General features: G+C 69.7%; 13 protein-coding genes and 1 tRNA gene. 11 read left to right on the top strand and 3 right to left on the bottom strand.

Annotated features, from left to right (window positions below; all coding sequences use genetic code 11):
- Positions 1 to 59: 59 nt before the first annotated feature.
- On the top strand, positions 60 to 1,283 hold the full coding sequence (locus tag ACZ4TR_RS06525; protein ID WP_465286042.1) for an MFS transporter: 1,224 nt from the start codon (positions 60 to 62) through the stop codon (positions 1,281 to 1,283).
- 127 nt (positions 1,284 to 1,410) lie between these two features.
- Positions 1,411 to 1,593 carry a hypothetical protein gene (locus tag ACZ4TR_RS06530; RefSeq protein ID WP_465286043.1) on the top strand — a complete coding sequence of 61 codons (183 nt, stop codon included), beginning with the start codon at positions 1,411 to 1,413 and terminating at the stop codon, positions 1,591 to 1,593.
- A gap of 41 nt (positions 1,594 to 1,634) precedes the next feature.
- Here the strand turns inward: ACZ4TR_RS06530 and ACZ4TR_RS06535 are convergent, their stop codons facing one another.
- Positions 1,635 to 4,553, bottom strand: a complete 2,919-nt coding sequence (locus tag ACZ4TR_RS06535) for an AfsR/SARP family transcriptional regulator (RefSeq protein ID WP_465286044.1) — start codon at positions 4,551 to 4,553, stop codon at positions 1,635 to 1,637.
- A 147-nt stretch (positions 4,554 to 4,700) separates the two neighbouring features.
- Between ACZ4TR_RS06535 and ACZ4TR_RS06540 the strand changes: the two genes are divergently transcribed.
- Positions 4,701 to 5,300 carry a vWA domain-containing protein gene (locus ACZ4TR_RS06540; protein WP_465286045.1) on the top strand — a complete coding sequence of 200 codons (600 nt, stop codon included), beginning with the start codon at positions 4,701 to 4,703 and terminating at the stop codon, positions 5,298 to 5,300.
- A 42-nt stretch (positions 5,301 to 5,342) separates the two neighbouring features.
- On the top strand, positions 5,343 to 6,269 hold the full coding sequence (locus ACZ4TR_RS06545; RefSeq protein ID WP_465286046.1) for a hypothetical protein: 927 nt from the start codon (positions 5,343 to 5,345) through the stop codon (positions 6,267 to 6,269).
- 161 nt (positions 6,270 to 6,430) lie between these two features.
- Here ACZ4TR_RS06545 and ACZ4TR_RS06550 read toward each other — a convergent pair whose 3' ends face one another.
- On the bottom strand, positions 6,431 to 6,823 hold the full coding sequence (locus tag ACZ4TR_RS06550; protein WP_465286047.1) for a UPF0158 family protein: 393 nt from the start codon (positions 6,821 to 6,823) through the stop codon (positions 6,431 to 6,433).
- A gap of 341 nt (positions 6,824 to 7,164) precedes the next feature.
- Here ACZ4TR_RS06550 and ACZ4TR_RS06555 point away from each other — a divergent pair, with 341 nt between their 5' ends.
- Together ACZ4TR_RS06555 and ACZ4TR_RS06560 are read left to right on the top strand one after the other, a co-directional pair.
- Positions 7,165 to 7,617 (top strand): hypothetical protein, encoded by a 453-nt coding sequence (locus tag ACZ4TR_RS06555; RefSeq protein ID WP_465286048.1) that lies wholly within the window; start codon positions 7,165 to 7,167, stop codon positions 7,615 to 7,617.
- Positions 7,618 to 7,630: 13 nt separating this feature from the next.
- Positions 7,631 to 7,771 carry a hypothetical protein gene (locus tag ACZ4TR_RS06560; RefSeq protein ID WP_465286049.1) on the top strand — a complete coding sequence of 47 codons (141 nt, stop codon included), beginning with the start codon at positions 7,631 to 7,633 and terminating at the stop codon, positions 7,769 to 7,771.
- 672 nt (positions 7,772 to 8,443) lie between these two features.
- Here the strand turns inward: ACZ4TR_RS06560 and ACZ4TR_RS06565 are convergent.
- Positions 8,444 to 8,516: transfer RNA gene (locus tag ACZ4TR_RS06565), tRNA-Arg, on the bottom strand.
- 449 nt (positions 8,517 to 8,965) lie between these two features.
- On the opposite strand from ACZ4TR_RS06565, the gene ACZ4TR_RS06570 reads away from it, so the two are divergent.
- From ACZ4TR_RS06570 to ACZ4TR_RS06590, 5 genes are all read left to right on the top strand, one after another.
- On the top strand, positions 8,966 to 9,187 hold the full coding sequence (locus ACZ4TR_RS06570) for a hypothetical protein (protein ID WP_465286050.1): 222 nt from the start codon (positions 8,966 to 8,968) through the stop codon (positions 9,185 to 9,187).
- Positions 9,157 to 10,212, top strand: coding sequence for a hypothetical protein (locus ACZ4TR_RS06575; protein ID WP_465286051.1), 1,056 nt, complete (start codon positions 9,157 to 9,159; stop codon positions 10,210 to 10,212). Before ACZ4TR_RS06570 ends, ACZ4TR_RS06575 begins: the two co-directional genes overlap by 31 nt.
- Entirely contained in the window at positions 10,173 to 10,463 is a 291-nt protein-coding gene (locus ACZ4TR_RS06580; protein WP_465286052.1) for a hypothetical protein, read from the top strand. The genes ACZ4TR_RS06575 and ACZ4TR_RS06580 overlap by 40 nt, the downstream gene beginning before the upstream one ends.
- A gap of 208 nt (positions 10,464 to 10,671) precedes the next feature.
- Positions 10,672 to 11,325 carry a response regulator gene (locus tag ACZ4TR_RS06585; RefSeq protein WP_003087851.1) on the top strand — a complete coding sequence of 218 codons (654 nt, stop codon included), beginning with the start codon at positions 10,672 to 10,674 and terminating at the stop codon, positions 11,323 to 11,325.
- A complete protein-coding gene (locus ACZ4TR_RS06590) occupies positions 11,326 to 11,934 on the top strand; it encodes a trimeric intracellular cation channel family protein (protein ID WP_465286053.1) in 609 nt (202 codons plus the stop codon).
- Positions 11,935 to 11,998: the final 64 nt, after the last annotated feature.

Below are 11,998 nucleotides of genomic sequence, written 5' to 3' on the forward strand. Positions count from 1 at the left end.
TACCCGCCATCGTAACTGCCTGCTTCCGCCGGTGTCACGGAGAGTCCAGGCTTCTTCTTGTGGCAAGACTCCTCACCGGCCTTTCGCTGGGCTACTTCCTGGTCATGCTGGACACGACGATCGTGACGGTGGCGCTTCCCGCGTTGGCACCGTCCTTGTCGGACCAGCAATGGATTTCGAACGGCTACACGCTGACGTTCGCGGCGTTCCTCTTGACGGCCGGCGCGTGGTCGGACCGCTTCGGCGCACGCCGGGTGTTCTTCACGGGCCTGACGTCGTTCGCCGTGCTGTCCTTGTTGTCGGCCTTGGCTTTCTCGCCGGTCGCGTTGATCGTCCTCCGCGCTCTGCTCGGCGTGGCGGGTGCGCTGTTGGTGCCGTCATCACTGTCTTTGATCGCTTCGGCCTACCCCTCCGCCGCCGCGCGAGCGAGAGCGATGGGCGTGTGGGCGGCGGTGAGCGGAACGGGCCTGGTGGCAGGCCCGCTCCTGGGCGGCCTCCTGACGCAGGCGTTCGGCTGGCGCGCGATCTTCGTGGTGAACGTCCCGGTGGCGTTGGTGGCCCTGGCGCTCTCCCGTTCGGCCCCCGCGACGCCGCCCAAGCCGCGCCGGTTCGACGTGATCGGTCAGCTCTCGGTCGTAGCCGCTTTGTCGACATTGACGTACGCGCTGGTCGAGGCCGAATTCTGGGTGCTCCTGCTGTCCTTGGCGGCGGCCGCGGTGTTCGTGGCGTCCCAACGCCGTCCGGGTGCGATGCTGCCGGTTTCCCTGCTTTCCGGAAAGCTCCTGGCGGGCGCGATCGTGAACTTCGGGTTGTCGGGCGTGTTGTTCGTGCTGTCGCTCTATTTCCAGGAAACGCGCGGTTATTCGCCGTCGGCCACGGGCCTGGCTTTCCTGCCATTGACGATCCCGACGGCGTTCAACCCGATCTTCACGGGTCGGCTGGTGGCCAGGATCGGCCCCCGCGTCCCGGCGATCTCGGGTTTCGTGCTGATGGCGTCGGGTGTGTTCCTCCAGGCATTCACGTCCTGGTCGGTGCCGGCGCTGGCGCTGCTGGGTTTCGGGGTTTCCCTGGCCATCCCGTCGTTGCTCACGGCGGTGGTGGGCTCGGCCCCGCCCGAGCTGGCGGGCACGGCGGGGGGAGCGCTGAACGCCGCCCGTCAGACGGGCGCTGTCCTCGGCGTGGCCGTCCTGGGCGCGCTCCTGAGCACGACCTCGACGACGACCGCGCTCGTCGTGGCCGGCGCCGTACTGTGCACCGGCGCCTTTCTGTTTCCGGAAAGGTGACTGTTTCCTATTTCCGCAGGCAACAGGAAACGCCTTGTTGACGCACGCCGCCTGACGAATCCTGGGTGCAGGGCCCGGAAATCCTCCGGAATCCCTGAAAACCACCCATTCCTTTGGAGGATTCGTCATGTCCATGCCCAAGAAGCTGGCCAGAATCGGCGGCCCCGTGCTGGCGCTCTGCATCATCGCGGCGGCGCCGCTGATCGGGTCCACCACGGCGTTCGCGGACGGCGACGGCACCACCCCGCCGCCGCCCACCACCAGCGGCCCGCCGCCCGCGGGCACCGACGGCAACCCTTGGCACGGTTGATGTGCGCCGGGCCGGCCGGGCTCCGGCCGGCCCGGACCGCGTCAGCGCGCGGCGCAGGCGCAGTCCAGCGCGGCGCGTTCGTCCCGCACCGCACCGGCTTCCGGCAGATCGAGCGCGTCGAAGCCGGTTTCGGCGGCCGTCCAGTGCGGGACAGCGCCCGTGTGCTCACCCAGCGCGTGGAGCGTTTCGGCGACACCGCGGTGCGCGCGCGCCTGGTACGCGCGGTTTCCACTGCCGTCGGCGAGGTCCAGCGCCGCTTTGCTCGCGGTCAAGGCGTCCCGCCGGGCACCCCGGGCGAGCGCGGTCGCCCCGCGGTCGAGGTAGAGCTGGATGCGCAGATCGGCGTCCGGCACGTTCGCCGCCACCTCACGAGCCTTGTCGTGGTAGCGCACCGCCTGGTCGAACCGCCCCTGCTTGCGGTGCACGTTCCCGAGGTTGTTCAGCGCGTAGGCCTCGACGCAGTGGTCGCCGACCTCGGCGGCGTGCGCGTGCGCGTCGGTGTAACTGGCCAGCGCCTCCGCAAGCAGGCCCAGGTTCTCCTGCACGGACCCGAGGTTGTTCAGCGCGTGCCCCACGCCCTGGACGTGGCCGATTTCCTTCAGCATCCGCGCGGCCGCCGAGTGCTGGCCCAGCGCGACGTCGAGGTTGCCGTGCAGCTCGTTGAGGTAGCCGAGCATGCTCAGCGCGTGGGCCTCGCCCCGCCGGTCTTCGGTCTGCTCGTACTTCGTCAGCGCGACCTCGAGGTGGGCGATCGCCTGCTCGTGCTTCCCCAGCTCCATCGTGGGAATCGCGAGCGCGCACAGCGTCGCCGCCTCACCCCGCGGATCACCGAGGCGGCGCCACTTCGGCAGCGCCCGGGCGGCCAGCTCCAGCGCCTCCGCGAGCTGCCCGCGCCGATCGTGCGCGGTGGCCAGCCGCAGCAGCACGTGCGCCTGGCCGTAGTCGTTGCCCGGATCCGCCGAGACGATCTCCCACGCGAGCTCGAGGGTGCCGATCCAGTCCTCGAACTGGTTGGTCGTGTTGAAGTAGCGCCACAGCAGCACGGCGAGGCGCCACGTGTGCTCGGGCAGGTCGTGCCGGGCGGCGTAGTGGATCGCGGCCACGAGGTTGTCGCGCTCGGCGACGATCCACCGCAGCCCGGCGCCGGAGTCGGCGAAGTCCGGGGTCACCGCGCAGGACCGGTCGGACGCGGGCAGCTGCGCCCGGTCGAAGGGGTACGCGGCCCCGACGGCGGCCGCCAGCGTGACGAGGTAGAAGTCGAGCAGCCGCACCAGCGCCGGCCGGGGCGCCGGCTCGACGGCGGCGAACTCCTTGAGCGGGTCCAGCATCTGGTACCGCTCCGGCGCGGCTTCCTCCAGCAGGCTGACCTCGTGCAGGTCGTCGAGCAGCAGCCGGGCTTCGGTGACGTCGCAGCCGGCGAGCGCGGCGCCGCCGGCGACGTCGACGTCCGGCCCGGGCAGGCTGCCGAGCAGCCGGAACAGGGCGCGTTGCGGTTCGCCGAGCTGCTGGTAGGACACCCGGACGGCGGCGATGCCGTCTTCGTCGTCCGCGCCCCAGGGGCCGTTCTCCTCGAGCAGCCGGAGGAGGTGGTCGAGCGGCCACCGGTCGTGCCGCCGGAACAGCGCGGCCGCCACCCGGATCGGCATCGGCAGGTACCCGCAGCGCTTGACGATCAGCGCCACTTCGGCCGCCCGTCCGCGCACCCGCGGCGGTTCGGTCAGCGCGTGGAACAGCTCGGCCGCTTCTTCCGGCGGCAGCGGCGAAAGCCGGATGTTCTCCCCGGTGTCCGCGTCGCCCATCCGCCGGCTGGTGACGACGGCGAGGCAGCCGTCGGCCTCGGGCAGCAGCGGCCGGATCTGCTCCGGCGAGGCGGCGTTGTCCAGCACGACCAGCGTGCGCGTGCCCCACAACGTCGTCTGGTAAAGCGTGGCCTTCCGGCCGACGGTGGCCGGGATCTGTTCGGTCGGCACCCCGAGCTCGACCAGCAGCTCGGTGAGCGCGTCGCCGACGCTGGTCTCGGGAACGCCCGGGGTGAAGCCGTTCAGCCGGGCGAGGAGCTGGCCGTCGGGGAAGCGCTCACGCAGCCGGTGCGCCGCCTCGACGGCGAGACCGGTCTTGCCGACGCCGGGCGCGCCGCTCACCCAGACGGCGTGGCGCCCCTTCGCGGCGGCCTTCTCGATCATGGCGATTTCGGTGGCGCGGCCGGTGAACCCACCGGGCCGCGACGGCAGGGAGCTGGGTGGTTCCCCGTGTTCGGCGCGCGCGGCGAGGTTGCGCAGCACGGGACCCGGCTCCATACGCAGCCCCGCGAGAGCGTCGCGAGTGCTGTTGAAGACGCGCAGCGCGCCGACGCGGTCGCCGCCGGCGATCAGGGCGCGCATGAGGAGTTCGGCGTGCTTCTGGCCGGCCGGGTCGGACCGGACGAGCGGCCGCAGCCGGTCGCGCGCCGAGCGGTGGTCGCCGGTGTCCAGCTCCAGCTCGGCGAGGTCACCGACGGCGTCGGGCAGGCTTTCCTCCGGGAGCACGACCTCAGGCCCGCCGACGCGGTCGATGTCGATGTCCTCGAGGAACCGCCCGCGCCACAGGCCGACGGCTTCCCGCAGGAGCTCGATCTTCCGCCGCGGGTCGTCGGTTCGGCCGGCTTCGGCGCGCAGCCGCTCGAACCGGACGGTGTCGAGCTGGTCGTCCCCGATGCGCAGGAGGTAGCCGGTCGGCGTCGTCTCGATGCCGACGCCGCCCGTGTCCTGGACGATGTCGCGCAGCCGCTTGATGTAGCCGCGGATCAGGGTGGGCTTGGCTTCGCGGTCGGCCCAGACGATCTCGGCGAGCCGGGCGCTCGAAACGGGCTTGTTGGCGTTCAGGAGCAGCACGACGAGGACGAACCGTTGCTGCTGGTCACCCAGCTGGACCGGCACGCCGTCGTGCCACGCCTCCAGCGGGCCGAGCATCCGAAACTCCACGCAGCCTCCCCGGCGTCAGCTTGCTGTCCCCGATTGGTGTCGCGCAATCGACCGTTGGAGTTTCGGTAATCCGCATTTCTTGCACGTTCGATACACACCGGGTTGCCAGACTCCGCCGGTCGTATCAGGGGTGAAGGAGAAACCGGTATGGGGTCCGACGTGTTGCCGTGTTACGTGGCGTGCGACATCTCGCTGTCGATGGCCGACCACATCGACGAGCTGAACAGGGGGCTGCGCGAGTTCCGGGGGGCGGTCCACGCCGACGCGTCGGTCGCCGACCGCGTGCTCTGCAGCGTCATCGGCTTCGGGGAGGAGCCTGCGGCGGTCCACGGGCTGTACCTCGCGGGCGAGGTCGCCGAGCTGCCGCCGCCGGGCCCGTGCACGGGCACCAACTTCGGCCCGGTGTTCGCGTACCTGCGTTCGGCCATCGACACGGACGTCCGGCTGCTGGAGACGCACCGGGTGCGGGTGCACCGGCCGCTGGTGTTCTTCCTGTCCGACGGCCAGCCGACGGACCCGGTGACCTGGCCGGCGGCGTTCTCGTCGTTGTGCGACCCGGCCTGGCCGCGCCGTCCCCGCGTGGTGACGTTCGGCGTCGGCGACGCGGACGAAGAGGCACTGGGCCGCATCGGCACGTTCCGCACGTACCTGAGCCGCGACGGCGTCCGCCTGGGGACGGCGCTGATCGCCTCGGTGATGCACGTTCTGTCCACTTCCGGTCCACCGCCCGGCCGCACTCTGTCCTGAAAGGGGGTGCCGACCATGGAAACGCACTGAAGGAGAAGGACCGTGAAGCGTTCCGAGCTGGTCCAGGAGCTGAAGACGCTGCGCAAGGGACGCGGGCTGGCGGGCCGCGTCGAGGACCGGGTCGGACCGCTGCTCCGCTCGGCGTGCTCGGTGGCCGACGACGACGGGCTGGTGGCGATCCGGGAGAAGGTGTCGGGCCGCCTGTCCGAACTGGCGGCGCACCTCCCGGACGACCTCCGCTTGGCGGCGCTGGCGGCCTTCGCGATCTGCGCGGAGGCCCGCCAGCCGCTGTACCAGGACCGCGTCCGCTGGGCGGCTGCGCGCGTGGACCGTGACCCCCGGACGGTCCGCCGCCGCGTGGACGAGGCGATCGACCTGCTGGCGGAGCTGGCTGCATCGACGTCTTCACCACCGCCCGTTCCCGGCGGCCACTGGCACACGGCATCGCTGGCCATCGCTCTGGAGCTGGACGAGCTGCTGGTCCTCGAGCGCCGTCGGATCGTGGCCGACCAGGAGGGGCTCCGGTCGCTCGACCTGGCGGTGTCACTCCCGGCGGGACGCCCGTCAGCCACTGTTCTCTATGGAGGGACTCTGGTGGATCGGGGGATGGAAACGTCTTCGCGCTGGGGGTACGGACTGGAGCTGCCCCGCCCGTTGTCCCGGGGCGAGCCGTGGGAGGTGGCGATGCTGTTCCGGCCGTCGTCGTTGCGGCCGTACATGGTGACGGTGCCTCGGCAACCGTGCGATTCGTTCGACCTGCGGGTCCGGTTCGGCCGGGTTGTGCCTTCCGGGGTTTGGGTGCTGGACGGAGCGTTCCAGCGGGACGTGTCGGATCCGGGGTACCGCGGCCGGCCTCAGGCGGTCGATTCCTCGGGGGAGGTGCACCTGCGGTTCCGCGGACTGATGCCCGGGTTGGCGTATGGAGCGCGGTGGGGGTCGTCGGAGCATCTGGCGGAGTCGCGAAAGTGAATGAATCACTGGGGCAGTTTCGGCGGCGATCCCGCTGACCATGATGGAGCGGTTCGAACGGTCCGGCCTCTGACACGGCCTGCTCAGGGCAGGTCAGGATCGGGATGTTCGGCGGCGAACCGGTCGGCGGTATCACGGTCGACGAGCGCGTTGTCGGCCAGCTATTCGACCGCACGGCGTCGCGCCCGGACGTCGCTGAACGCGTGCCAGGCGGGGAGAAGCTCCGGGTGTTCTTCGTACAACTCGTTCTTGAAGCGGCGAAAGACGCCCTTGCCCTGGATGCCCCTCGCCAGCCGCCGGCCGGCCCGCTCATCATTGATGCCTTCGGCGAAGTCCGCCATGTCCTGGTACCAGACATAGGACGGCAACGGCTCGATCGCGATCAGGTCCAGCTCGTCCAGGTCGACCGGGTGCTCGCCGTCGATTCCGCCGTCCGTGGTCCAGAACCCCATCTCGCCGGTCCGGGGGTCGACCAGGTGGAAGTACTCGAAGTCGGTCTGGTCCTGCAGGGCTGCCCCGATTTCTTCGAGCTCGAACTTGTCCAAGCCGAGCATGCGAAAAAGGTTAGCTCACCTCTTGCCCCTCCGACTCTGCCCAAAAGTGTTCGCTCCGCTGACCGCGTGCCAGTGTCCGAACGGGCGTTACGGCAGGCTCGGGTGCGAACGATCCGACTACGCAGGGGAGTTGCCGATCGCGTTCACGGTGGACACCTTCCAGGTCGGGCTGTACGGCGGCATCGTGCGGAACCACCACGACGACGCCAAGACCGCGGAAGGATTCGCCCAGGCGAACCTGCAGATCGGTGCGCAACCCGGGTTGATCGCCGAACTGGTCGGCAGCCACGCACAGGCCAAGGGTGAAATCGTCAAGGCGCTGACAGCTCTGACATCGGTGTGTGAAGCGAGCAGCGTCGAACTCGATCGCGCCCGGCAGATGTACGACCGCGTCGATGCGGGTTCAGCCGAGCGGCTGGACCAGACGTATCCCGACCCCGGGAGCCCACCGCAGACGTCGTCGGTGCCGGGGCTGCCCGCGGCCGCCAGTACCCAGGCCGTCCGGCTATTGGACACAGCAGTTCCTCGACGCCACCATCCAAGTCAACCCGGTCGAGGAGTTTTCGAACTGGGTAGCGGGCGACTGGGAGCAGTTCGCGAATGCGTCGGACGCCCTGGACTCGTTGGCCTTCTTCTGCGCCGACCTCGCCCAGGACCTGAAGACGAACATCACCAAGCTCCTGACGAGCTGGACCGGCAACGCTGCCAACGAAGCCTTCCAGTACTTCAGCGGCCTGACCGGCACAGTGAACGGTTGCGCGGTCGGCCTCGGCGCCCTGCGACAAGTACCGTGAAGCAGCTCAGGGGGTGTGGGAGTTCTCCGAAACAATCAACGACGTCCAGAACACGGTCCGCCTCATCCGCGGCGGCGTCCTCGACGTCATCGGCTCCGGCGGCAGCTTCGAAGCGCACCCGCTACCCGCCGGCTACGACCACCCGGGGGCTTGAGCCGTGGCCCAGGAATTCTCTCCGGACCCGGTGAAGAACCGCGCCGTCACGTACTTCTGACCAAGCTGGCGGCCACCACGCCGAATCCGGCGGCGGCCGAACCGGCCAGAGAGCTTCTGGCCGGCAAGGTGACCCCGCGCGGAGTCTTGAGTTCGAATGTGTATGCCGGCTTGCTCGGCAGAAGCACCTCCGGTTTCGCCGAGTGGTACGGCAACCTGTCCGAGTCCGAGAAGGACACGCAGGCCGAAGCAGGACGGAACGCCTTGTCCCAGTTGGCATCCGAGGACAAGCCGCACCGCCCCGCCGCCGGCGAGACTCCGTGGACGAAGAGGACTTCTCAGAGGTGGACTGGCTCGATGGCTGACCAGCGAAACGACTCACCGCTGTTCGACGCCGAGCTATCCTCCGCAAAGCGTATTTCGGTGTTTGGCTCCTCAGCCTCGTCTTCACCGGCTTCGCCATTTGGGGCGTCATCGGCTATCCCCATTGGTCGTGGGCGCTGCCCATCGTCGCGGCCGCGGTCGCACTGGCCGCGAACCACCGCCTGCGCATCGCGAATCGCCGTGGCGAAACCGTGCTCCTGGCGGTCGCGACCTTGGTGTTCGTCGTGGTCTCGGGCGCAATGCTCGGCGTCGCCCTGCGCCTGGCTCGTGCTTGACTACGACGTGAGGGTGCCCCCGGCAGGATTCGAACCTGCGACACCCGCTTTAGGAGAGCGGTGCTCTATCCCCTGAGCTACGAGGGCTGACACTTCGTGGACAGCCTACCCGACAGTCGGCAGGAGGGCGTAGGGCCCGCTGGCGGTGCCCCGGGCTCGCTCGGCGCACCTTCCGACGCTACTTTCGTCGGTAAGCGACAGGGCGGGAACCGCGGTGCGTACCTACTACGACCAGGACGACTACGACGGCTACGAAGCGGGCCAGGACCTCCTGGTCCGCCGCTTCACCTCCTGGGCCGACGCTCAGCGCCTCGAGATCGACCCGTATGCCGTCGTCTCGGCGCTTCAGTTCCGGCACACCTCTGTCGATGGGCGGCTCGCTCACTGGACTGCCGCGCTGGTCCGGGACTTCCTGCTGGGTACGTGCCACGCACGCTGTCGGCCACCGCCGATGAGGCCGCTCTCGTGCCTGAGACGCTCCGGCTGTTCCTCCGGTACCTGCACGAGAACGGGCTGGCCGATCCCTGGGTGAGCCCTTGGCGGATTTCGAGGACGCCGTCGCGAAGGCGGCCGCCGCAGTCCCCGCCGCGATGGCCGACGAGCGCAAGTTCGGCGTCAGCAAGTACTGGGTGATGACCGCCGACCGGAAGGGGGTCGACCGGGCGGACCTGGATGCCATGAACGCTTTCTTCGCCTGCCGGTCGCGCTGCCGCCCGAGTCGGAACTCGTGGACGCCGCGAAGAACTCGTCGCTGGTGATCAAGCTGCGTAAGTTCGTCGAGTGGGTGGGTGACGGCCGGACGGTGACCGGCACCGGCACCCTGAAACTTGCCGATGCCCGCGAACTGGTGTCGCTGCTGGACACCGGCGATGAACTCGACCGTGCGGGCAGCAGCGTCCGCAGCAGCGCCGATCTGCCCCACTCCGCCGTCCTGTTCGAGGTCGCCAAGCGTGCGCGGATCGTGCGGGTGGTCAAGGGCAAGCTGGTGCGCGTGGCGAAGGCCGCTCCTGTCTTGAAAAACGCTCTTGCGTTGTGGACGGCGGCGTTCGACGCCGTTCCCGGGCCGGGCCTGCTGGTCAAGCAGGGCGGCTGGGGCCCCGGCTACGCCGAGCTGCTTGACAGCCGCCTCGGCATCGTGCTGCCGGACGTGCTCAACACCCTCTACGGCATGCCGGAGCCGGTTCCCGTGGTCCGGCTCGCCGAAAGCGTGTGGCTGTCCTGTGTCGAAGGCGGCTTCCTCGATCTGGCACCGTCGAGCGAGCCGATCTGGCGGGACGGGCTCACGGGTGAGTTCCGCCGGTTGCTCACCACGCTGGCCGGATTCGGTGCGGTCGAGCTGACCACCGGCCCGGCCGATCCGATGTACAGCATGGATCTCGTGCCGGAGAACGCCGAGCTCCCGCCCGACGTCCACTGCGGGAGGGCCGGTTCGCGCCCTTGGTGGGTGAGCTGGTCACCGCCGCTCCCGCCGGCGTGCTCGGGGTGGTCGCGGAGCACTACAGCGAAGAGGAGGCCGCGGCGGAGCTCGCCGGCTGGCTGGCCGCGCACGGTGGCCGGGAGGCGGGACTGCCCCTGCTGCTCGACGCCGTCCGCGCATGCCCGTTCCGCACGCGGGCGTCCGTCATGCTTCAGCTCCTCACCGACTTCCTGTCGGACGGCGACGCGCTGCTGCACGATCTGCGCACCGACCCGCGTGTGGGTCCGATCGCGACGCAACTGCTCGTCGAACGCGGCGCGCTGGCGATGGACGACCTCGACGAACGCGAGGGCCTGCTCGGGGTGACCGAGCAGTTCCTGCAGATGCTCGAGACGGCCGGCCCGGAAGCGACGTCCGCGATGCTGACCGAAGTGCCGGGCGACGAGCGCGGGCATCTGGCGAAAGCGATCCTCGCCTCGGGCCATCCGGACCAGGCCGGCCTCGCTGAGCTGGCCGAGGTGTTCGAGGAGATCCGGGCGGTGCGCAATGCCCATCCGCTGGGTGGTCTGGCCCGGACCTCGCGCGCCAAGGGGAAAGGCAAGAAACGCCGTCGCTGAACCAGACTCTCGTCGTCACCCAGGTGAGTGGTTCTGCGGCGTGTCCAAGCCCCGGGATACACCCTGCCGGACCGCCCACCCGACCTGACCTGGACGGACCAGCGCCTCACCTGGTCGTGTCTGGTTTCGAACTGCTGAACAACAGTAGGTAACCTTCGTTAACGGGACGCGGGGAGCCGCCTCCTACTGGCTGTTGCGGAGGGCTTCGTTGATCAAGCTCATGTTCGCCGACGACGAGGAACTGGTGCGCTCGGGGTTGCGCGCGATGATGTCCGGGGCTCAGGACATCGAGATCGTGGGCGAGGCCTCCGATGGCAGATCCGCAGTGGAGGTCGCCCGGCGGTACCACCCCGACGTCGCCCTGCTCGACATCAAGATGCGGGCCCCCGACGACGGTATTCGCGCACTCCGGGCCATCCTCGCCCTGCCCGATCCGCCCACCGTGGCGATGCTGACCACCTTCGACATCGACGAGTACGTCAGCCTGGCCCTCCGGCTCGGCGCCAACGGCTTCCTCCTCAAGGACATCGATCCGGCGGCCCTCCTGCGAGCAGTCCGGGACCTGGCAAGAGGGGGTGCTGTCCTTGATCCGGGTGTCGCCGCGCGGATGGTCCAGTCCCACCGGGACGAACAGCGCGCGGCCCAGCCTGCCCGGAAGCTGCTCGCCTCACTGTCCGAACGCGAACGCGAGGTCGTCGCGCTCATCGGCCAGGGACTGAGCAACGCCGAAATCGGCGGGCGCCTGCACCTCTCCGAAGCCACCGTCAAGGGATACGTCTCCGCGGTGCTCTCCAAGATCGGGGCGGCCAACCGGGTGCAGGCCGCGCTGCTGGCCTACCGCGGTGGGCTTCTCGACCAGTAGATGCTGCTCACGGCGCTGGAGTTCCTCGGGCTCGTCGCCTTCGCGGCGTCCGGGGCGCTCGCCGCCGTGCGGGCGCGGCTCGACGTCTTCGGTGTGGTGGTCGTCGGGCTCACCACCGCGCTCGGGGGCGGCGTCATCCGGGACGTCCTGCTCGGCATCCACCCGCCCACGACGCTGCGGAACTGGCCTTACCTCGCCGTCTGCGCCGTGACCGCCCTGGTCGTCTTCGCCTTCCACCCGCAGGTCGCGCGGCTGCGGCGGGGCGTGCTGCTCGCCGACGCGCTCGGGCTCGGCGTCTTCGCCACCTCCGGGACGACCATCGCGCTGAACGCCGGCGCGACCGTCTACGCCGCGTGCCTGATCGGCATGACCACCGGCATCGGCGGTGGCGCGGTCCGGGATCTCCTGCTCCGGGAAATCCCCCTCGTCCTGCGGAAAGAGATCTACGCCGTGGCCGCGCTGGCCGGTTCCGTGCTCGTCGTCGTCGGTCACGCTGTGCGACTGCCGGAAGGGCCGGTCACCGTGATCGCGGCCGCCGGCGTGGTCGCGATCCGAATGATCGCGCTCTGGCGGCACTGGAACGCGCCGGTCGCGCGAACGCCGGAGTGAGGGATTCTCTTTGTTAGTTCTGTGTGTGTTCTTAGGCGAGTCTCAGCACGCTGAGTAAAACTGT

This window comes from Amycolatopsis sp. NPDC028719 (assembly GCF_055565395.1).

What these genes read in the sequence shown, in the direction of transcription:
- ACZ4TR_RS06530 (WP_465286043.1), top strand. Translation starts at nt 1,411, where the DNA reads ATGTCCATGCCCAAGAAGCTGGCCAGAATCGGCGGCCCCGTGCTGGCG.
- ACZ4TR_RS06540 (WP_465286045.1), top strand. Translation starts at nt 4,701, where the DNA reads ATGGGGTCCGACGTGTTGCCGTGTTACGTGGCGTGCGACATCTCGCTG.
- ACZ4TR_RS06550 (WP_465286047.1), bottom strand. Translation starts at nt 6,823, where the DNA reads ATGCTCGGCTTGGACAAGTTCGAGCTCGAAGAAATCGGGGCAGCCCTG.
- ACZ4TR_RS06580 (WP_465286052.1), top strand. Translation starts at nt 10,173, where the DNA reads ATGGACGACCTCGACGAACGCGAGGGCCTGCTCGGGGTGACCGAGCAG.
- ACZ4TR_RS06590 (WP_465286053.1), top strand. Translation starts at nt 11,326, where the DNA reads ATGCTGCTCACGGCGCTGGAGTTCCTCGGGCTCGTCGCCTTCGCGGCG.